This window comes from Symbiopectobacterium sp. (assembly GCF_047692315.1).
Lineage (GTDB): Bacteria > Pseudomonadota > Gammaproteobacteria > Enterobacterales > Enterobacteriaceae > Symbiopectobacterium.
The window spans coordinates 75,225-95,172 of record NZ_JBLLJS010000023.1 but is presented as its reverse complement, the minus strand read 5'-3'; the positions used below and the strand labels follow the sequence as shown (position 1 = coordinate 95,172).

Sequence of the window (19,948 nt, the reverse complement as noted above, 5' to 3'; positions counted from 1 at the left end):
AGGTTATAGAGTTATTCAATCCAGCCTTTCCTTTAACGCAAGTGCAGGTGTTGCTTTGTAAGTATTAGTCGATATTTCATCGTCGGCCACGTCAAGACGGAAAACTGAAACTGCATCCGTCAACATCATCGCTTGCGCTTCCAATGCCTGAACAGCAGATGATGCTTCTTCCACCAAAGCAGCGTTTTGCTGCGTTGCGCTGTCCATTTCTGTAACAGCTTGAGCAACCTGCTCAATTCCCCTGCTCTGCTCATCTGAAGCAGAGGCAATTTCCCCCATGATGTCTGTCACGCGTTTTACCGCGGTGACAATATCATCCATGGTAGTACCCGCATCTTTCACCAATACAGAGCCTTGCTCTACGCGCCCGACAGATTCCTCTATCAACGCTTTAATCTCTTTTGCTGCCTGAGCGCTACGCTGCGCCAGACTGCGGACTTCGCCCGCCACTACGGCAAAACCACGCCCTTGTTCACCGGCACGCGCCGCTTCAACGGCGGCATTCAGCGCCAGGATATTGGTCTGGAAAGCAATGCCGTCAATCACGCCGGTGATGTCACTGATTTTACGTGAACTCACGGCGATGTCTTGCATCGTTTTCACCACGCCGCTGGTAATTTCTCCCCCTTTATGGGCAGTGCGGGTTGTCTCCTGCGCCAGTTTAGAAGCCTGATGCGCATTGTCGGCATTTTGCTTCACAATAGCGGTCAATTGTTCCATGCTGGCGGCGGTCTGCTCTAACGCGGACGCCTGTGATTCGGTACGCGATGACAAATCTACGTTGCCAGATGAAATCTCACGCACGCCAAGCAGCATCCATTGGCCCCTTGCCGAACGGTATGTACCGTGGTGGCCAGCGAGGTCTGCATATGTTGCAGCGCCGTAAACATCACCCCAATTTCATTTTGGCCGTAGTCAGCAATTTTTACCGTCAAGTGGCCTTGCGCAATGTGCTCAAAATGCTCGCGCATAATCATCAGTGGCGTCAGAATGATTTTCCGCAGCCAGACGACGGCAACGGCAACCAAGGCCAATGAAACGACGACAATGCCAAACGACCAGGTTGAGTGGTTGTAGGAATCACGGCTTGCCTGACCAGCCTGCTGCAAATGCGTTTGTACATAGCTCAGATAGGCAGAAAAACTCTTCTCAAAATTATCCTGAAATGACTGGGTAGGCTGATCGAAGGAAGGGTTGCAACTGGCCTTTATCCAGGAAACCAATCAGTTCTGCCAAGGCGCCATTAAGCTTGTCGTAACTCGCTTTGGTGCTCTCTGCCAGACGCTGCCCTTCATCCGTCAGCTGCGTGGTGGCAACGAACTGTTTGAAATAGACATCCGCCTGCGCCAGCGAGGCTCGCGCACTGTTCATCAGCACTGACACCTGTTCTTGCGGCACGGTTCAGCGTATCGCGCGTTTGCAATAGCGCGACCCAACTCTGGCTTAAGCTGTCGCGCTGCTGGCTTACCGTCCCCACGCGCGTGAAGTTCTGATAATCCGTTTTGAACGCCGTGAACGATAAGCTGCTGGATACCAATTGCACAGCACAAAACACAAACAACAAGATAAACAAACCGATAGAAACACGAATCCGCGTCAACATACTGCCTCCAACCTGTGCGATCGGTCGGCACGAGGCCGACACGATCGATACGTTCTTGTTTTAAACTGCTTCTTTTAAGTCACCGTGTTAAAAATAGATTCGGTAGTTTGGTTAAAAAGTTTCCCAGTTATCGGAGGCTCCTGCCTCTGCTGTTTTTTTACTGCCCGCTGACGCCGTCGGTAGCAATACGGGTCGCGTTGTATTTTCTACTCGGGCCGTTGCTGTCGGTGCGACCAGAGGTCGACCTCCCTGCACAGGCAGTTGGAATACCGCCACCGCCTGATTCAACGCGATCACCTGTTGCTCAAGTGCGGCTGCCGCTGCAGCTGATTCCTCAACCAATGCAGAGTTCTGCTGTGTCACCCGATCCATTTCTGTAACAGCAACCCCAACCTGACCAATGCCTTTGCTCTGCTCGTCAGGAGCAGAGGCGATTTCTCCCATGATGTCGGTAACGCGTGTCACCGAGCTGAGAATTTCGCCCATGGTTTCGCCCGCACTTTCTACTAATACAGATCCTTCATCGACACGATTTACAGAATCTTCAATCAAACTTTTAATTTCTTTAGCCGCCTGGGCGCTACGCTGTGCCAAATTGCGCACTTCTCCAGCCACGACGGCGAAGCCACGACCCTGCTCTCCTGCACGCGCCGCTTCAATGGCCGCATTCAATGCCAGAATATTGGTCTGGAAAGCGATGCCATCAATAACGCTGGTGATATCAGCGATTTTCTGTGAGCTACCGGCAATGTTGTGCATGGTTTTCACGACATTGTCGACCACTTTGCCGCCACGCTGCGCAGTCTCGGAGGCACTTAAGGCCAACTGGCTCGCCTGGCGCGCATTTTCCGCATTCTGTCGTACCGTTGCGGTCAGTTGCTCCATGCTCGCCGCCGTTTGTTCCAATGACGATGCCTGCTCTTCAGTGCGCGATGAGAGGTCGTTATTCCCGGCACTGATTTCCGATGCGCCGGTGTAGATAGCATCGGCACTGTGACGCACGGCGCTGACCGTACTGATCAATTCAGCCTGCATATGGCGCATGCTGTCAGCCAGTATCCCAATTTCATTGCGGCTACGATAATTCATATTCTGTGTCAGATCGCCACACGCAATGTGCTGCGTGTGTTCCACAATATTATTCAGCGGATGAATTAGTATACGTTGGATACCGAACCAGACAAGTAATATCAAGGCGACGACAACCAAAATGACGGCACCCAGAATCCATAAGGCAGATTGATAAGCGCTCTCGTTGCGAGAGATTTCTATATTATATAACTTTTCACTTTCTGCTTTATAAGCATTGTACGCTTTTTCAAATCCATCCTGATAGCTCTGCGTTGGCTGATCAATAAACTTTTTTATCTCTCCCGCTGAAAGTAATTGAATTAACTCTGTCAGCGCCGCATTCAGCGTTGTGTAATTCTGTTTGACATCTTGCGCGATAGCATTGCTTTGCTGCGCGCCGCGCGCGACTTTTTCATAGTCTGCGAAGTATTTGTTTGCACTGATTAATTGCCGTTGCGCGTCCTCCAGCAATGCTTTTACCGACGACCCCGTGCCAGCACCCGTGGTATCGAGCGCAAAACGACTTCCTGTCCGATTGAGGGTATTTCGCGTTTGTAATAAATATGACCAGCTTGCATCAAGCGTGGATTTTTGATTATTGATAATTAGCGTATTGCCAAATACCTCTTTATCATTTTTCAGTGCATTGAAAAATAGTCCACTGGAAACGAGTTGCAGCAAACCAAATAGCAGCAGCACACAAAGTAGCGCTGTAACAATTTTAATACGATTTAGCATATGACGCCTTTATAAGTAAACGAAAAGCCGGAAAACCGGCATCAGCATGGAATGTGTTCCAGATAACCTAAATAGAGAAAAGAGCAAGAAAGGTCAGAGCCATCAAAAAACGATGGCTCTGAAAAAAAGATTATGCTTTTGCAACGATGTCGACCAGCGCCATTTCTTCACTGCTGAGCAGTTTTTCGATATCTACCAGAATAAGCATTCTCTCGCCCAGTGAACCGAGACCGGTCAGGTATTCGGTAGACAGGGTTACAGCGAATTCCGGCGCAGGGCGAATCTGATCTGCCGTCAATGACAACACGTCAGACACGCCGTCAACCACAATCCCAACAACGCGCTGGCCCAGGTTGAGCACGATGACCACCGTGTTGTCATCGTAATCCACTTCTTGCTGGGCAAACTTGATGCGCAAATCGACGATCGGAACGATAACACCACGCAGGTTGGTCACCCCTTTGATAAACGATGGCGTGTTAGCAATACGTGTGACCTGCTCGTAGCCCCGGATCTCTTGCACCTTAAGAATGTCGACGCCGTACTCCTCGTCGCCCAGTGTGAAAATCAGGAACTCCTGTCCCACGGTTTCACCGGCTATTTTTGTGACGTTGGCAAGTCCAGTCATGTTTTTCACCTTAATTATTCACGTTCTATGTGTTATTACGCCGCGGTCTCAACAACGCGCTTTTCACGGTTCAATGCCTGCAACGCCGAAACGTCGACAATCAACGCCACGCTACCGTCACCTAAAATGGTAGCGGCGGAAACACCCGGCACTTTGCGATAGTTGCTTTCCAGATTCTTCACTACGACCTGATGTTGACCAATCAATTGATCAACCAGCAAGGCATAACGACGACCAACGCTCTGAAGAATGACGACGATACCCTGAGTGGCGTCTGTCTTCGCGCCTTCAACATCAAAAATGTGGAACAGCTCAACCAGCGGCAAATATTCACCACGCACTTGCAGCACCCGCTCCCCACCTGCCAGCGGATAAATACCCTCAGCTCGAGGTTGTAACGACTCCATCACCGCGCCCAAAGGCAGGATAAAGACTTCGTCACTGACCTTGACGGACATGCCATCGAGTATGGCCAGCGTGAGGGGGAGCAGAATACGGATAGTGGTACCCTTGCCTGCCTGGAAGTGAATATCTACGTGCCCACCCATCTCCTGGATGTTACGTTTTACTACATCCATGCCAACACCGCGTCCAGAAACGTCAGTCACTTTTTCGGCTGTCGAGAAGCCCGGCGCAAAAATCAGCATGCCGACGTCTTCATCAGACATGTTGTCATTCACCGCCAACCCTTGAGACAGCGCTTTCGCCAGAATACGTTCGCGGTTCAAACCTGCACCGTCGTCGATAACTTCGATACAGATATTTCCGCCCTGATGTTCCGCAGACAGCGTCAGGTTACCCACTGGCGATTTTCCCGCAGCAACACGTTTCTCAGGGGATTCAATACCGTGATCGAGGCTATTACGCACCAGGTGAGTAAGAGGATCGATAATGCGTTCAATCAGGCTCTTATCCAACTCGGTGGAGCTGCCGATCTGGGTCAGCTCTACCTGTTTGTCCAGTTTGGCCGCCAAATCACGCACCAGACGCGGGAAGCGGCTGAACACATACTCCATCGGCATCATACGAATGGACATCACCGATTCTTGCAAATCGCGCGCATTCCTCTCCAACTGGCCCATACTGTTCAACAGGTCGGCGTGTACCACCGGGTCGAGCGCTGTGGAGCGCTGTGCCAGCATGGATTGCGTGATCACCAGTTCACCAACCAGGTTAATCAATTGGTCAACTTTCTCTACCGCTACGCGAATACTGGTATCGCCCGTTTTAGGACGGTTTTTGTTGGCATCGTGCGCAGGTTGAGCCGGTTGCGCCTTGGCAGCCGCCAGGGTAACAGGCGCTTCAACCTTCGCTTCAACAACCGGCTGGGGCGCCGCCAGCACCACGGCCAGCTCTGGTGCTGATGCAGGAACGGCAGTTGGCGCGGGTGCCGAGGCACCAAAATGAATCTGCTTAGGTTCGAGCGCAAAGCAGAGCACCGCGCTGATATCGTCTTCACTTTCTGACGTGACCAGCGTGACATCCAGACTGGTATCGGTCTGGTGGGGATCTTTCACCGTCCCCAGATTGCCCAGTTCTTCGAGCATTTGCGGAATTTCTTGCGCTTTGAGCCCCGTGAGCGAAATACGCATTTCGCCGTTTCCAGCCTGAGCAGGCGTTGATGCAGCAGCAACGGGCGCACTTTCAGCAGCAGCGGGAGCAGCAGGCGCGCTGCCTTCTCCTTTAGCATCTAGCGCCAGTTGGCGCAGTGCCTGACAGATATACTCAAAGCTCTCGGCATTGGGTTCCTGTGCGGTTTTATAAGCGTCCAACTGATCCTGCATAATATCTTTTGTTTCCAAAAACAGGTTGATGATATCGGTACTTAAACGCATTTCTCCGCGTCGTGCACCATCAAGCAGGTTTTCCATCAAGTGCGTGGTTTCCTGCAATACGGTAAAACCGAAAGTTCCTGCACCGCCTTTAATCGAGTGGGCGGCACGGAAGATGGCATTCATTTGCCCGGTATCAGGGGCTTCTGGATCTAACAACAACAGATGTTGTTCCATATCCGCCAGTAATTCATCTGCTTCATCAAAAAAAGTTTGATAAAAAGCACTCATGTCCATGCTCACGTGATCACCTCTGCTGCGAATCGTGGCTTATTGATGAAGGTGTTGCCTGGCTGTCCGGGGCGGCTGGCAACGCGGTGGTCGGTTGCTGGCGCCCTGAAGCAGGTACTCCATTCCCTGTCTGCGGCGATGACGCACCGCTGTTATTTCTGGTATTGGGAGGCGCGCTGTTAGTTGACTCCGTGTTCATGGCTCCCCCTAATACTGGAACATTGTTTGCACCGTTATTGCTATTGTCGGCAGCGGGCTCATCAGGTTTAGCGTTCTCAGCGGGCAAATTTTGCAAACTTTCCGCTTTATCAATATCGATCGCGCGACTTTCGCTGTTCTCTTGCTCAATGGCACGTTGCGCATCACGGTTGAGCACTAACAGGCTGATGCGCCGGTTGATGGCATCATTTTTGTTAACCGCCCGCTTTAAACTCATGGTATCGGCCATGCCCACCACGCGCAAAACCTTGCCATCAGAGAGGCCGCCGGCAATCAACTCGCGCCGATACGCATTGGCACGATCGGCAGACAGTTCCCAGTTACTGTAACCGCGCTGGCCTTGCGCGTATTGCGCATCATCGGTATGCCCTGACAGGCTTATTTTGTTAGGGATATCATTCAGAATAGGGGCTATCGCACGCAGGATATGGCTCATATAGGGTTCAACCTGCGCACTGCCAGTTTTGAACATAGGCCGGTTTTGGCTATCGATAATCTGGATACGCAACCCCTCATCCACCATTTCAATCAGCAAATGCGGCCGTAATGCTCTGAGGCGCGGATCAGACTCAATCAACTGTTCCAACTGTTCGCGCAGTTTATTCAAACGGATATCATCAAGCCGATCGCGCTGATTGGCTTCTGGAGGAATCTCGGGTTCACGCTTGACCACGCCTTCCTGCTGGGTGTAATCATTGCCTCCGCCAGGGATCGGGCTGCTGTCTTCACTGACGCGGGAACCAGACGTTAACGCCACTTTGAGCGGAGTACGAAAATATTCAGCAATCTGCGTCAATTGCGAAGGGCTGGCGATGGCGATAAGCCACATCACCAAAAACAACGCCATCATGGCGGTCATAAAGTCAGCATAAGCTATTTTCCACGAGCCGCCATGGTGCGCCGCGTGGCTAGACTTCCGTTTCTTGCGTATTATCGGATGCTGATGTTTCATTAGTCACTTTCCGAAGCCTGCTGAGCCGGTGCTTTCACACGACTAATATGTTCTTCCATCTCAGTGAAGGTAGGACGGACTGTGGAATACAGCGTTTTGCGTCCAAACTCGACGGCAATCTGAGGCGCATAACCGTTCAGGCTAGAAAGCAGCGTCACCTTGATGCATTGCAGGACTTTTACCTTTTCCGCATTCTTTTGCCGCAGCAGCGAGGCCAATGGCGAAACGAAGCCGTAAGCCAGCAAGATACCCAGGAATGTCCCCACCATGGCGTGCGCGATCATCATCCCAAGTTCCGCAGCGGGACGATCCACATAGGCCAGTGAGTGCACCACCCCCATTACCGCTGCAACAATACCAAATGCCGGAAGGCCATCGCCCATCAGGTTCAGACTCATTGCCGGCACTTCAAGTTCGTGCTCAAGCGTTTCAATTTCTTCGTCCATCAAAGTTTCAATTTCGAACGCATTCATGTTGCCGCTGATCATCAGCCGCATGTAGTCCGTAATGAATTCAATGATGTGACTGTCTGCAATCACGCGAGGATAGCTGGAGAAAATCTCGCTTTCACACGGACTGTCGATATCACCTTCCAGAGAAAGCATCCCCTGCTGACGTGATTTCGCCATCAGACGAAACAGCAGCGCCATCAGATCCATATAGAGATCGCGACTGTATTTGGATCCCTTGAACAGTTGTGGGAATGCGCGAACCGTACCCTTGATGGCTTTGGCATTGTTACCGACGATAAATGCGCCGAGAGCCGAACCACCGATAATCAGCAGTTCCGAGGGCTGATACAACGCGCCCAGCACTCCGCCAACCATGAGGTAACCACCCAGTATCGAACCCACTATTACGAGATAACCCAATATAACAAGCACAAGAATTCCTTATAACAAATCGCGGGTGGAAGTTGAGGTAAAAAACATGCGTCGAGCAGGAATTACTTGAGGAGGGATGTACTCAGCCCGAAACAACACGGACTGAGACAGACTCACAACCGCCACCAGGCTCAGACAGCATGCTTTACCGGTTCATCCAGTAGTTGCGGTAGTATATCGGCAAGATTCGGTGAAAGTTTACGTCTTTTTACCGCTCTGGAGGGAGGCTGACACAAGCTGCAAACAAAGCTGTTTTTTGGCTGGTGCGCATGGGTAATAAACATTCCATTACAACAATTGCACGATGATAACTGCAACATACCGCTATCCACGAAACGTACCAGTGTCCAGGCACGCGTCAAGGCAAGTAACGGAGAGTCATTATTGGGCGCGCACTGTTCAAGATAAAGACGGTATGCTTTTATAACGGCTTCAACGCCGTTGCAGTGACTGTTCTTTAACAAAAAGGCGTACGCATTATAGAACATGGAAGAATGAATATTCTGTTCCCAGGTCATGAACCAGTCCGTGGAAAATGGCAACATTCCTTTTGGAGGTGGGCTCCCCCTCAGCTCTTTATAAAGTTTAATTAAACGCCCACGACTTAATTGTGTTTCGCTTTCTAACATCTGCAATCGAGCACCCAGAGAGATCAAGTCCATCGCTAGCTGGATGTCTTTTGCTTCCTGAACAATACTCTTTTCCGTCATTATTATGCCCTTTTCTTAGGCAAATTATCGTCTTTCGAAGATAACTGGTTTAATAAGTGACTCGACAGCAAAATTCCAGTATGGATTTGTTGTAAATCATCCACGCGGGATTCTTGTGTTAATAGCTTGATCGTGTTGTGATCGTCAAAACGAAAATGACAAATCAGTTGATTAGTTTCCGCCAGTTTAACCATCTGAGGCAGTGTGAGCTGCATCAAGGTGTCCGCCATTGTTTCATCAATACCTAAACGGAACATAGCAGAGGCTTTTTCGTCATTGATTAAGCGTTGTGCCAGTAACAGATAAGACAGATTTATGTCATAAATGTGCTTGAGTAATTCAGAGGTACCCATATTTCTCATCTCGACAGGCTATGTTCAAAGCATAAGTTGGGGGATAGAGGCTATCGCCCGGTTAAAAAATCACTCTCCATTGATGGCATGAAAGCATTCGGTGCCAGAGACTATCTTTTGCTACTCTACTTTTCTTATTATGACAATCACGTGCTACTGCCAACTTCTTTTGCTGCCCAATCCGCTTATCCTTTAACCCCGTATGACAACCTAAACGACCACATCAGGAAGCATAGGATTATTCCTAAATCTTCGCAACTGTACCGCCTAATCCCTCAGACACACAACGCGACCAGAGAATCATTTTAGTAATTATGTGACACACATTACATAATTGGAAGGTATTCTCACGAAAAGTCATGTGGTAAGAACTCTTACCAGATCGTTTATTGCCCATTTTTTCCAAAGAAACGTTTCGCTTCCCCGAAGCAAACACGATTATTCATTTTTGAAATGATTTTATCTTAATGATAGATATATAAAAAAATGTAACAAGCGCGTCCATGCATCAACGGACTTAACGTCCATGTGCTATTGCGATAAGTGTAGGAGAGGATAACCGTTATGTCTCAACCAAATGTCACTCTCCCTGACTTTGAAGTAGTATCAAAGCCGTTTTTTGTTATTTTGAATCTGGGGTGACCATAAAATATACAATTTTAGTTATTTTAACCCAACACGGATCGTGTTTGGTCAGGGAAGAATTGCAGAAATTGGCCAACATATCCCCGCCAACGCACGCGTGTTGATAACCTACGGCGGGCAAAGTGCGGAAAAATTCGGCACGCTGGCAGTAAGTAAGACAAGCACTTGGCCAGCGCGAATACGTGGAGTTTGGCGGTATTGAAGCCAATCCACACTATGAAACCTTGATGAAGGCCACGCAGTTGGCAAAAGAGAAGAATGTCGATTATCTGCTGGCCGTCGGTGGCGGTTCAGTGGTTGATGGCACCAAGTTTATTGCTGCTGCTTATTACCATGAAGATGTGTGGGATCACTGGGTTAACAAAACGCCCTTGAAACAAGCGCTACCGATGGGCTGCGTCATGACGTTGCCGGCCACAGGATCGGAGATGAATGCCACATCAGTGGTATCCCATATCGCGCCAGGCGCCAAAGTCGGTTTTAACCATCCGCTGTTGTTTCCTCAATTTGCCGTTCTCGATCCTGAGAAATCTTATACCCTGCCAGTTCGGCAGGTCGCCAACGGCGTGGTGGATGCTTTTGTTCATGTTATCGAGCAATATCTCACTTTCCCTGTCTATGGCAAACTGAAGGGTTACTGCTTACCCTGTTGGAAGAGGGTCCCAAGGCGCTTACGCAACCGGATAATTACGATGTGCGTGCCACCATTACCTGGAGCGCCACACTGGCGCTAAACGGCCTTATTGGCGCAGGCGTACCACAAGATTGGGCGACGCACCGTATCGGCCATCAGTTAACCTCACTTTACGGTTTGGACCATGCGCAAACGCTCGCCGTGTTACTTCCTTCTTTATTATATGTACAGCGGAATAATAAGCATGAAAAGCTTTTGCAATATGCCACGCGTATTTGGCAAATAACCGAAGGTGATGATGAGACCCGCATTTCCCAGGCGATTACAAAAACGATTGATTTCTTTGAACAAATTGGCATCAAGACACGCATGCGCGATTATGGACTAACACTCGATGCGGTAGAGGCGATAATCCAAAATCTGAAAGCGTTTAATCTTTTACCGCAAGGTGAAAGACAGGATATTGATGAAGCAATGGCAAGAGAAATTCTAACACTTAGCTATTAAATACTGCCCCCTCAGTGGTTACACGAGGGGATATCCGCTTATTTTGTCTGGGGAACCCGATTAACCAATCCGATCCCCAGGCACACCATCACCAGCGCCGCTGCATAGCGCCACTCGAGGATGCTCTCATCAAGAAACAGTGCGGAGAGCACTGCTCCCGCAATCGGGATCAAGAAATTAAAGGGGGCAACAGTACCTACTTTGTTATATTTCAGCAGCTGGCCAGCTTCGCGATTGCCATGCTGCTCTCCTTACTGACCTTCACGTTCCTACGCGGTGCACTCATCAAGCCCCTGAACGCGCTGGTCGCGCGCATTCAGCGTATTGCCCAGGGCGATCTCACGCAACACGCTGTTAGCTATGGCTCAAATGAGATTGGCACGTTAGGTAACAATGTGCAGCAGATGCAAGCATCGTTGGTTAATACCGTCGCTACCGTGCGTGAAAGTGTCGATTCCATCTATCAGGGCTCAACCGAAACTTCTTCTGGCAACACCGATCTCTCATCGCGTACCGAACAGCAAGCCGCTGCGTTAGAACAAACGGCCGCCAGTATGGAGCAATTGACGACGACCGTTAAGCAGAACTCAGAAAACGCGCACCATGCCAGCCAGCTGGCTGCAAATGCCTCCAATAAAGCGAAGCAAGGTGGCAATATCGTTTCTAATGTTATCGAAACGATGGATAGCATTTCCGGCAGTTCGCGCAAGATTTCTGAAATCACTAACGTGATTAACAGTATTGCTTTCCAGACCAACATTCTGGCGTTGAACGCAGCAGTCGAAGCAGCACGTGCCGGTGAGCAAGGCCGTGGTTTCGCCGTAGTGGCGAGCGAAGTTCGCAGTTTGGCGCAGCGCACAGGCGGCAAAAGAGATTGAAACATTAATCTCTGAATCGGTATCGCTGGTCAGTAGCGGTTCGACGCTCGTCGATCAAGCCGGGCAAATCATGAAAGAGATTGTCGATGCCGTCACCAATGTGACCGACATCATGGGAGAGATCGCTTCCGCCTCCGATGAACAAAGCCGCGGTATTGGTCAGGTGGGGCAAGCCATTGCCGAGATGGACAGCGTCACGCAGCAAAACGCCGCGCTGGTACAAGAAGCGTCTGCCGCTGCGGCTTCACTGGAAGAGCAAGCGGCACTTCTGACACGGGCTGTGGCCGTGTTCAAACTGATCGAACAGCGGGCCACCGCAGCACCTGCTTCTTACGCATTGGCGTCAGCCAAGAACACCCCGGCGGCACTGCCATTGGGTAACAAGAAAGCCACCAACAGTAACGAGCATTGGGAAACATTCTAATCGCTGAGCAACCTCGTAGGTCCGCCCGTCAGACCTGCGTTACTTGAGTGCCGGCCTTCCTGTTTCAGCTCGACAAATATCCCTTCCGGGTTTTCCTCTTCATTAAAAAACCAGATTCCCGCAGGATAATCCGACAACGCAACGAGATACATCGTCCCTTCCAGAAACGGCTCCACCGCGAGCACCGTACCTTCCCTTCTCTCAGCGCCATCGGTTTTCACAGTAACAATATCATTCACTTTCACGGCGTATGCCCTCAACGTCGTCTTTAGCTGCTCGTCACACCGTGTAAACGGTCATACTGTTCCTGTGCCAAACGCACCGATTCAATATTAGACTCTGCCCAGTGCGCCAAACTTTCGAAAGTTTCCACCAACGTCAGTCCGACTGGCGTCAGAGAATACTCTACGGTAACGGGAACCGTGGCAAACACACGACAGACAACCAATCCATTGCGCTCCAGTTTTTTCAACGTTTGCGACAGCACTTTCTGGGTGATGCCTTCGATATCCCGTCGTAATTGATTAAAACGCGTCTCACCTAACTTTAAGCGGCCGATAATCAGTATGGTCCACTTGTCCGCCAGACGCTCCAAAAACTGTCGCGCCGGGCAGTGCGATGAATAAACGCTGTAGCCAGATGCAATGTCGTCCTGCGTCTGGCTCGTTTGCATAGTATCCTCCAGGTAACCTGGTATCGTTCAGGTGCCTTCTTGTCAACGTAGTATACCATATATACTATCTTTCCATTGAAAACTGATGGTTTCTTCAATCTCTTACAAAACCATTGCATCCGTCCCTGTTATTGCTGACGAAAAGATAAGTGAAGATGAGTAAGGCAGTTGTTGTTTATTTCTCAGGATATGGTCACACGCAGCGCGTCGCAGAGTATGTTGCGCAAGGCGCTAATGCAACGCGTATCGCCGTGGATGAAAATGGCGATATTACGGCTGATGAATGGGAAACGCTGAACGCGGCGGATGCCATCATTTTGGGCGCGCCAACCTACATGGGCTCAGTACTGTGGCAATTTAAAAAATTCGCGGATGCCTCTTCTAAAGCCTGGTTCACTCGAGCCTGGCAGGATAAGGTTTTTGGCGGCTTTACCAACAGCGCCAGCCTCAATAGTGACAAGCAGGTTAGCCTGATTTGGATGCAAACCCTGGCTTCCCAACATGGTGGCCTGTGGGTAAGCCTGGGCTTACTGCCCTCTAACACCAAAACGGCTACACGCGAAGATGTTAATAGCCTCGGGGGCTCCGTGGGTCTTCTGGTGCAATCCCCTTCCGATGGCCCGGCAGATGATATTCCTTCCGGTGATTTGGAAACTGCAAAGCAATATGGCGCGCGCGTTGCCGCCGTTGCATCACGCCTGCACGGGTAAACTATCTCCCCCCCCGCTTTACCACAGGTTTTCAAGCCAGCGACTCGCTGGCTTTTTTATTTAACACGCATTGTCCATCTCCTCGTCATCATAGTGTCATCATTCATACACATAATGATGAAACGGCCATCAGGAGATTAAAAAATGATAGCCATCCATGCAAAAAGCACCTCAGAAGCGGAATAATTGCTGTCATCCGGCACCGCCAGCAAAGTGCTTCTTGATTATTCCGTGACCACCGACGATTTTTTCAGAATTGCTGATGCATGGTGTGCACAAGGCGCAAAGATCAGCAAAAAAGCCGGGATGTTTGTTATTTCGTTGAAGGGATTCCGCATACCGCCAAATGATTAATGCGCTGACTAAGCAAGAATAATGCCACTGTCTCGCTAATTTCATCGCCGGTAACAACGCATGAGGGTGTTGCAGCAAAAATTATTCCAACAAGGAATACACCTCTCAATATCGTAATTTACTCTCTTTTCACTGATGGATATTAAACCGCCGTTTAATACATCCATGTCACTTTATCCTCGCGCGACGGTTTTCTATTGGGGCGCATTTATCCCTATATCCCGATTTTGTCAGCGATAGGACGAAGCCATGAAAGTTAAATTTTTCGACTGCTACCAGTCATTTTTCTTGCTGCCTGTACCACAACAAAACAGCCTGAAGCCACTGTAACGCCAAGCGCGTTCTCGCCGATGAGCGTATCGGTAGAAGAGCCAGAAATTGATAATTGTAGGGTGGGATGTCCTACGGGGGGGGGGGGAGTCATCAAACAGTGATACGCGAAGCGTACACATTGAATAATAATCGCAATACCCGATTTGCCAATTGGGTAGCCTATAAAGTCACACACGACAGTATTGCCAGTGGCGGAACCAGAAACTGGAGGCGCGACCCGGTTCTACCAGAATCGGATACCCTCTCACCAGCGGCTTACACTGGCGCGAATACTGCGTTGTCCATCGATCGCGGACATCAGGCGCCGCTCGCAGGGCTGGCAGGCTCTTCCGATTGGCAATCTCTGAATTATTTGTCGAATATCACACCACAGATGTCAGCGCTAAACCAAGGCCCGTGGGGCCCGTTTAGAGTTGCAAGAGCGCTTGCTGGCAAACCGCTCAGATTCATCCCCCATTTACGTGGTTACTGGCCCCTTATTTACGCGCAAGATAGCAACGCTACCGGCAGCCCCTGACGTCGAGATACCAAGCGGTTACTGGAAGGTTATCTTCACCGGCAACAGCCCGGAAACAGGAGAATTTGCCTCGTTTATTATGGATCAGAATACGCCACGAGCAGCCAATATCTGTAACTATCAGGTCACTATTAATGAGATAGAAGCCAAAACCAAACCACATTTGAATATCTGGCCCTATTTGCCTAAAGATGTGGCCGCTAAACTCAAATCACGCAAAGGGAAGTTAGCGAAAGCAATGGGATGTTTATAACCAATGCATTGCGTACTGCAACGCCCTTTATTTTACAATGGCTACGATAGCCAGACTGGCGTTTACATGGATGCATTCCTGATGGGTATGCATCCAATGAACAGCGGCTAGTAATAGTTAATGGTAAACACAACTTTGCCATCGGCTTTACCCGCAGTCGCAGCGGTGCCAGTTTGGATATAGCGTGCTGATAGCGGAACTCGGATCGTGGGGCTGCCATCTTTCGGCAACGTCATGGCTTGCTCTGCCGAGAAATTAAACGGTGTAGGTGTTTGGCTATTCAACCCCCAACCGATCTGGATCCCCGAAGCCGCACCGGGCACCGAAGAGTCAATGGCCATGATCCCGTTGGCAGCATCTTTAACTGCCGTTGTTGGCGTCAATCGCACCCCAATGCTGTTATTGATTGATGACGTCGCTGTTGCATTCCCGATATTGAAATCCATCAGTGTCGTAGTATTCGTTTGATTATAAAACCCATGAAACATTGGGCAATTTTGCAGAGAGATAGAGGCATCAATCCACGGCGTAGTTGAATTGGACCCCCTGAAATGTTCTCGTATATCATACGCACCCATCGCCACATTGACGTCCGGTGTGGTGCCGGTTTGCGCTGTTACCGTGAGATTTCCGGTAAACGTGATGCGATTTAATTGAAGAGGTAACCCTTGGCTCCCCAGAACGAGAGTTCACCATGTTATCACTTGCCGTAGGGAAACTGGATGCCGAGATAGCATAGCTCCCTGGCGTCAGCGGACCGATTTTAATCAGCGAGATATAACGTGTAGCGGCTCCCAGCGTCACACCACCATGTGGTTTAATGTCTTCATTACGATAGCCAAACACGCCAAGCGTTGCAGCAGCGCTTTCGCTATGACGTGATATCGCTACCCCAATCCCCGGAATATTGGTTTGATATACTGCTCCGGCAAACGGGCCGGTATTCAATCCACTCAGCGGCAGTGGCGCTTGCTCGATGCCGACCGCCCAGTTGAAGGGAAACCCGCCGCTAGGTGATTGGCACTCAATCCCCACAACGGGTGCATTCATCCAACGCCCCTGATAAATAATGGTGCCTATCGGTATATCCGCACCGGCCGATATGATCGGCGGACTTAACGGCACGCTAAGCGGGGACGAGCTGAAACCTGCCTGATAGCTACAGGATATTGCAGCCCAACTGTGGCTACTGACCATGGCTAGCAGCATCGTGCCGAGCAGCGTAAAAAAAGGGTTGTTCGAATACTTCATACTATTTCTCCACCTTCCGGCATTGGCCAAAAAGGACAGGCTGTATGTAACCGCCATTACGTGTTGTGGGCGCTCGTGAATGTGCTGCTTTTAGCCAATCTGGCTTCTGCCGGCGCAGAAGCCACCGCAGGTTTGCACTCAGAATTGAATTGCTGAATCTGGCGCTGTTCATTCCCTTTCGCCATTGGCACCAGCAAGTAGCCGACCGTACACGACATATCCGGGTCTTCTCCCCATTTCACACGCAACTGTCCTTTATCTTGTGAAACACGCGCATACAGTTGACCACCCTGCCCGACTGCACCAACGCTGTTGCCTTGGCTGTCAAAGATATCTGCACCAAAAGGCACGGGTTCTCCCCGATAGGTCGCATTCACCAGAATCGGTGTACCGCTCTTGGCGTTGTATTTCACCTTCACCACTGCACCGGAATGCGGGGCCACTTTCATGCTGGTATTATCCAGTTCCAGATTCGCTGACGCGCCTTTAGGATCAGATTCGCTGACGCGCCTTTAGGATCAATGTTGATCTCGTTCATCTGGTACGGGTTCAAATACGGCACCACTGCATAGCCGCGTGAATCAATACTCACCCCCGGGTAAGATGACACGCTAGCACCTTCTGCTCCTTTGGCCTCCACCAACGTAAAGGTATCCGAGGAGTACGGCGTGAAGGTCACACCGCCAGCATGCCCGATAACCGTGCCGTTCATCCCGGCAGAAGCACTGTGATATCCCTTACCTGTGCTGTAAGCCCCACTCAACGCTGTCGCCGAGTTACGGTAGCTACCACTCACAGAACCACTGGACCCCACATTCTGATTGGCATGCATCGCCGTCACCGCATAGCTAAGTGGGTTGTCTGCCCCCACAGAGCCAGACACACTTGCCTGCTGACCATAACGACCGCTGCTGTCGTGAGACAGGTCCATACGTAGATAGGGCGTATGGGAAGTATCGTTTCAGCCCAGTGGCATGCTGAAACTCAACAGATAGTTAGTCTGCGCAGCACCCAGACTGGAGAAGCTGCGATTAACGCTAAAGCCGTAAGAGAGATTTTTATAACGGTTGTTATAGCCCATCTGGTACTGCTTTTCGCTGCCCGCTTTATTCCAGTAATTCTGCAATGATCCGCTGAGATACAGTTGCCCCCAATTCTCTGGCAGGCCCTGTCCAGCAGTGACCGTGACGCGATTCTTCGCCCTTGAAATCGCTTGCGGTGAATATCCCTCAGCCAGAGAGTTGCGTGTGCGCATTGCCGTCATAAAATCCATGTAACCATCAGTCGAAAACCGATACGCCGCCAGCGACAGGTCGCTGTTGGTTTCACTGATAAGTTTACTGTAGCTTACGCGATAGCTTTGCCCATTAAAGGTATTCCCCGCTTGATAACGGCTTTCCGTATTAGCGTGACTATCCAGTTGCGTGCGCGCCTGGGTGGCATCAAATGCCAGCGCCCCGACGGCGTGCCTACCGCCGCCCCCACCTGCAACGCAGAGTAATGCTCATTGTCCTGTACACCGCCATAACCGGTGATAGCGTTGGTTAAGCCGCGTTGATATGTCGCCTGATAGAGTGATGGCTTATCGCGCAGACTATCGTTACGCACTTCTCCACCCGTGATCGCATAGCGTGATGAACCTAGACGCAACAACTGCACCACCGACGCATAGGGCACACTGAACGTTTGCTCGGTACCATCAGACTCACGCACCGTGACATTCAGATCGCCACCGTAACCGGTAGGATAAAGATCGTTGATCAGGAACTCCCCGGGGCTGACCGTGGTTTCGTACAAAATCTGCCCCCCTGCCGCACCGTTACTCGCGCATTGGTTCGCGCGATACCGCGGATCTCAGGCGCATAGCCGCGCAGGGATTCAGGCAACATCCGCTCATCAGTCATCAACTGCGCGCCAGTAAAAGGAAGCGTATCGAATAGCTGCCCAACCGTATTTGATTGTCCTACAAGCATCCGCGCTTTCAACGTCGGAATATCACGCTGAAGATAGGTGTTGATACTGCTGTACTTACTGGGCCCGTTATCCATATGGGTATAAGAGCCGTTATGGCGTAGATACCAAGGTCCAACGTTTAGCCCGGCGTTCAGCCCGGCAAACAGCGAATTAAACGTCTCACCATGAGATTCACTGGTGTAGCCATTGACGTTATAACCCAGTAGAGTAACGCAGAAATACCATCGTCCCACAGTTCCGGGCTTACCGAACCACGTGCTGTGTTCTGCATGTAAATCTGGGGGATCGCGATATCCAATCTTTGTTCGTTACTGTCGTAATTCACCTGAGCGTCAGGGAGTTTTTGCTGTAAATCGACACATTGTCCGCTCGCATTTTTTGAACCCCAAAAATCCGATGGCAATTTATCATAATTAAACGCAATATCTTTAATCAGGTCTATTGGGAGACAGGGGTAGACTGTTTTATCTGCACGCGTTGTGAACTCAATATCCACATTGCTGACCAATTGCTCATTAATATAGACCGCCGTTTTATATATTCCCGGCAGAACAGTCGCGCCATCGGCAAAGCGGCTGAGATCGACCTGAGCCCCATGATCAACATTCAGGAAAGAAGCATCAAATTCCAGGTTTTTTTACAATTTCCTGAGGTGTACCAGGTGTCATGTCAGCATTAACATCGCCCATGAATAGCGCTGACAAAATAGCAATGCTTAATAAAGATAGCTTATTTTGGGGTTCTGATTGTAAATACTTTGACATAATAAGTCCTGTCAACACCCTTTTCCTGAATGATGATTGGTATAAATTAAATAGATGTATTACGCGGAAATAACTATTTCGCGACAGATTCAAATGCATGCACTGCGCCATAATCATTAACAAAACTGCCGCTAATTTTATTCCCTACATTAGCCGATAACTCCAATGCCATGGAGCTGCGTGGCGGGATCATTGCATAATCAAGTTTTTTACCATTTACCGCTATATTTACCAAAGAGACATAATACGGTGTCGGATTGGTTGCCTGAATGCGATTCCCCTGGGCATTCCAGGTGACGGCTTTTGCCGCTTCATTGGCATTGCCTTCAAGACCGACCGGGCGATAAAACAGTTTAATTCGTGAGCGAAAAGCCATCTGCAAACGGTTCTCTTCACTTTTTGCCTGAGATTTTGCAGGCACTTCCAATACGTTGAGCCAAAATACGGATTCTCTGTCTGGTGGCAGTGCATCACCGGTATAGCTGATGCGCAACGTTTGCCCCTTGCCCGGTTCGACGCAGTTCATTGGCGGTGTCAATACAAACGGCACTTTAATTGCGGATGGCTTAGCGTTGACATCGCCGTTATCGATCCAGCTTTGCAGCAAAACGGGAGACGGACCACCATTATTAATTTTCACGCTCACTTCGTTGGCATCAGCGGGATATATCACCCGAGTACCGCTAATGACAACACTAGCCTGTCCTGTCGCGCTAAACAGGGCAACGGCAAGCAGGCAAATCCGCCGCAGATTGAAAGAAAGCAATTTCATACGATACTCCTGACCGGCAAACTGGGAGGGAATTTCCC

17 protein-coding genes and 6 pseudogenes are annotated in these 19,948 nt (G+C 50.1%); 5 read left to right on the top strand and 18 right to left on the bottom strand.

The features are described 5' to 3' along the window. Nucleotides 1-15 precede the first annotated feature (15 nt). The 8 genes and pseudogenes from ACMZI0_RS12765 to flhD all read right to left on the bottom strand — a co-directional run bounded on the left by ACMZI0_RS12765 (nt 16) and on the right by flhD (nt 9,221). Nucleotides 16-1,603: pseudogene (locus ACMZI0_RS12765) on the bottom strand (methyl-accepting chemotaxis protein). 111 nt (nt 1,604-1,714) lie between these two features. Beyond that, complete coding sequence (locus tag ACMZI0_RS12760) at nt 1,715-3,412, bottom strand: methyl-accepting chemotaxis protein (protein WP_415673221.1); 1,698 nt, start codon at nt 3,410-3,412, stop codon at nt 1,715-1,717. 130 nt (nt 3,413-3,542) lie between these two features. Continuing rightward, on the bottom strand, nt 3,543-4,040 hold the full coding sequence (gene cheW, locus ACMZI0_RS12755; protein WP_415673220.1) for a chemotaxis protein CheW: 498 nt from the start codon (nt 4,038-4,040) through the stop codon (nt 3,543-3,545). A 35-nt stretch (nt 4,041-4,075) separates the two neighbouring features. Continuing rightward, nucleotides 4,076-6,103, bottom strand: a complete 2,028-nt coding sequence (cheA, locus tag ACMZI0_RS12750; protein ID WP_415673219.1) for a chemotaxis protein CheA — start codon at nt 6,101-6,103, stop codon at nt 4,076-4,078. 16 nt (nt 6,104-6,119) lie between these two features. After that, on the bottom strand, nt 6,120-7,274 hold the full coding sequence (motB, locus tag ACMZI0_RS12745; protein ID WP_415673218.1) for a flagellar motor protein MotB: 1,155 nt from the start codon (nt 7,272-7,274) through the stop codon (nt 6,120-6,122). Continuing rightward, nucleotides 7,274-8,158: a flagellar motor stator protein MotA gene (gene motA, locus ACMZI0_RS12740; protein WP_415673217.1), complete on the bottom strand. Its 885-nt coding sequence runs from the start codon at nt 8,156-8,158 to the stop codon at nt 7,274-7,276. Before motA ends, motB begins: the two co-directional genes overlap by 1 nt. Nucleotides 8,159-8,289: 131 nt before the next feature. Then, nucleotides 8,290-8,868 (bottom strand): flagellar transcriptional regulator FlhC, encoded by a 579-nt coding sequence (gene flhC / locus ACMZI0_RS12735; RefSeq protein ID WP_415673216.1) that lies wholly within the window; start codon nt 8,866-8,868, stop codon nt 8,290-8,292. A gap of 2 nt (nt 8,869-8,870) precedes the next feature. After that, nucleotides 8,871-9,221, bottom strand: a complete 351-nt coding sequence (gene flhD / locus ACMZI0_RS12730) for a flagellar transcriptional regulator FlhD (RefSeq protein WP_264627492.1) — start codon at nt 9,219-9,221, stop codon at nt 8,871-8,873. Nucleotides 9,222-9,870: 649 nt separating this feature from the next. On the opposite strand from flhD, the pseudogene ACMZI0_RS12725 reads away from it, so the two are divergent. After that, nucleotides 9,871-11,007 (top strand): annotated as a pseudogene (locus ACMZI0_RS12725) (iron-containing alcohol dehydrogenase). 38 nt (nt 11,008-11,045) lie between these two features. Here ACMZI0_RS12725 and ACMZI0_RS12720 read toward each other — a convergent pair. Continuing rightward, a pseudogene (locus tag ACMZI0_RS12720) lies at nt 11,046-11,225 on the bottom strand (EamA/RhaT family transporter); the annotation flags it as partial. A 6-nt stretch (nt 11,226-11,231) separates the two neighbouring features. Here ACMZI0_RS12720 and ACMZI0_RS12715 point away from each other — a divergent pair. Beyond that, nucleotides 11,232-12,309 (top strand): annotated as a pseudogene (locus tag ACMZI0_RS12715) (methyl-accepting chemotaxis protein); the annotation flags it as partial. Here the strand turns inward: ACMZI0_RS12715 and dsrB are convergent. Further along, nucleotides 12,306-12,554, bottom strand: a complete 249-nt coding sequence (dsrB, locus tag ACMZI0_RS12710; protein ID WP_415673215.1) for a protein DsrB — start codon at nt 12,552-12,554, stop codon at nt 12,306-12,308. The pseudogene ACMZI0_RS12715 and the gene dsrB sit on opposite strands and share 4 nt — an antisense overlap. A gap of 23 nt (nt 12,555-12,577) precedes the next feature. Continuing rightward, on the bottom strand, nt 12,578-12,982 hold the full coding sequence (locus ACMZI0_RS12705; RefSeq protein ID WP_415673214.1) for a winged helix-turn-helix transcriptional regulator: 405 nt from the start codon (nt 12,980-12,982) through the stop codon (nt 12,578-12,580). 155 nt (nt 12,983-13,137) lie between these two features. Here ACMZI0_RS12705 and ACMZI0_RS12700 point away from each other — a divergent pair, with 155 nt between their 5' ends. From ACMZI0_RS12700 to ACMZI0_RS12690, 3 genes and pseudogenes are all read left to right on the top strand, one after another. After that, complete coding sequence (locus ACMZI0_RS12700; RefSeq protein WP_415673213.1) at nt 13,138-13,692, top strand: flavodoxin family protein; 555 nt, start codon at nt 13,138-13,140, stop codon at nt 13,690-13,692. Nucleotides 13,693-13,878: 186 nt separating this feature from the next. Then, nucleotides 13,879-14,046, top strand: a complete 168-nt coding sequence (locus ACMZI0_RS12695) for a hypothetical protein (protein WP_415673212.1) — start codon at nt 13,879-13,881, stop codon at nt 14,044-14,046. 350 nt (nt 14,047-14,396) lie between these two features. Then, nucleotides 14,397-15,149 (top strand): annotated as a pseudogene (locus ACMZI0_RS12690) (DNA/RNA non-specific endonuclease). A 107-nt stretch (nt 15,150-15,256) separates the two neighbouring features. Here ACMZI0_RS12690 and ACMZI0_RS12685 read toward each other — a convergent pair. From ACMZI0_RS12685 to ACMZI0_RS12655, 7 genes and pseudogenes are all read right to left on the bottom strand, one after another. Further along, entirely contained in the window at nt 15,257-15,595 is a 339-nt protein-coding gene (locus ACMZI0_RS12685) for a fimbrial protein (protein ID WP_415673211.1), read from the bottom strand. Nucleotides 15,596-15,713: 118 nt separating this feature from the next. Continuing rightward, the gene (locus ACMZI0_RS12680) at nt 15,714-16,400 is read right to left on the bottom strand and encodes a hypothetical protein (RefSeq protein ID WP_415673210.1); all 687 of its coding nucleotides are present in this window, start codon (nt 16,398-16,400) and stop codon (nt 15,714-15,716) included. 56 nt (nt 16,401-16,456) lie between these two features. Next, nucleotides 16,457-16,849 carry a FimD/PapC C-terminal domain-containing protein gene (locus tag ACMZI0_RS12675; RefSeq protein ID WP_415673209.1) on the bottom strand — a complete coding sequence of 131 codons (393 nt, stop codon included), beginning with the start codon at nt 16,847-16,849 and terminating at the stop codon, nt 16,457-16,459. Beyond that, nucleotides 16,846-18,607 (bottom strand): annotated as a pseudogene (locus ACMZI0_RS12670) (fimbria/pilus outer membrane usher protein). The gene ACMZI0_RS12675 and the pseudogene ACMZI0_RS12670 overlap by 4 nt, the downstream one beginning before the upstream one ends. Beyond that, a complete protein-coding gene (locus tag ACMZI0_RS12665) occupies nt 18,505-18,984 on the bottom strand; it encodes a FimD/PapC N-terminal domain-containing protein (RefSeq protein WP_415673435.1) in 480 nt (159 codons plus the stop codon). Before ACMZI0_RS12665 ends, ACMZI0_RS12670 begins: the two are co-directional and overlap by 103 nt. A 10-nt stretch (nt 18,985-18,994) precedes the next feature. Then, nucleotides 18,995-19,153 (bottom strand): hypothetical protein, encoded by a 159-nt coding sequence (locus tag ACMZI0_RS12660; protein WP_415673208.1) that lies wholly within the window; start codon nt 19,151-19,153, stop codon nt 18,995-18,997. 58 nt (nt 19,154-19,211) lie between these two features. Next, nucleotides 19,212-19,910, bottom strand: coding sequence for a molecular chaperone (locus ACMZI0_RS12655; RefSeq protein ID WP_415673207.1), 699 nt, complete (start codon nt 19,908-19,910; stop codon nt 19,212-19,214). Nucleotides 19,911-19,948: the final 38 nt, after the last annotated feature.

Excerpts from the sequence above, each read along its gene's own strand:
- motB (WP_415673218.1), bottom strand. The coding sequence starts at position 7,274 with ATGAAACATCAGCATCCGATAATACGCAAGAAACGGAAGTCTAGCCAC.
- ACMZI0_RS12760 (WP_415673221.1), bottom strand. The coding sequence starts at position 3,412 with ATGCTAAATCGTATTAAAATTGTTACAGCGCTACTTTGTGTGCTGCTG.
- ACMZI0_RS12680 (WP_415673210.1), bottom strand. The coding sequence starts at position 16,400 with ATGAAGTATTCGAACAACCCTTTTTTTACGCTGCTCGGCACGATGCTG.
- flhC (WP_415673216.1), bottom strand. The coding sequence starts at position 8,868 with ATGACGGAAAAGAGTATTGTTCAGGAAGCAAAAGACATCCAGCTAGCG.
- cheA (WP_415673219.1), bottom strand. The coding sequence starts at position 6,103 with ATGAGTGCTTTTTATCAAACTTTTTTTGATGAAGCAGATGAATTACTG.
- cheW (WP_415673220.1), bottom strand. The coding sequence starts at position 4,040 with ATGACTGGACTTGCCAACGTCACAAAAATAGCCGGTGAAACCGTGGGA.
- flhD (WP_264627492.1), bottom strand. The coding sequence starts at position 9,221 with ATGGGTACCTCTGAATTACTCAAGCACATTTATGACATAAATCTGTCT.
- ACMZI0_RS12675 (WP_415673209.1), bottom strand. The coding sequence starts at position 16,849 with ATGAAAGTGGCCCCGCATTCCGGTGCAGTGGTGAAGGTGAAATACAAC.
- ACMZI0_RS12700 (WP_415673213.1), top strand. The coding sequence starts at position 13,138 with ATGAGTAAGGCAGTTGTTGTTTATTTCTCAGGATATGGTCACACGCAG.
- ACMZI0_RS12685 (WP_415673211.1), bottom strand. The coding sequence starts at position 15,595 with ATGGATTTCAATATCGGGAATGCAACAGCGACGTCATCAATCAATAAC.
- ACMZI0_RS12705 (WP_415673214.1), bottom strand. The coding sequence starts at position 12,982 with ATGCAAACGAGCCAGACGCAGGACGACATTGCATCTGGCTACAGCGTT.
- ACMZI0_RS12655 (WP_415673207.1), bottom strand. The coding sequence starts at position 19,910 with ATGAAATTGCTTTCTTTCAATCTGCGGCGGATTTGCCTGCTTGCCGTT.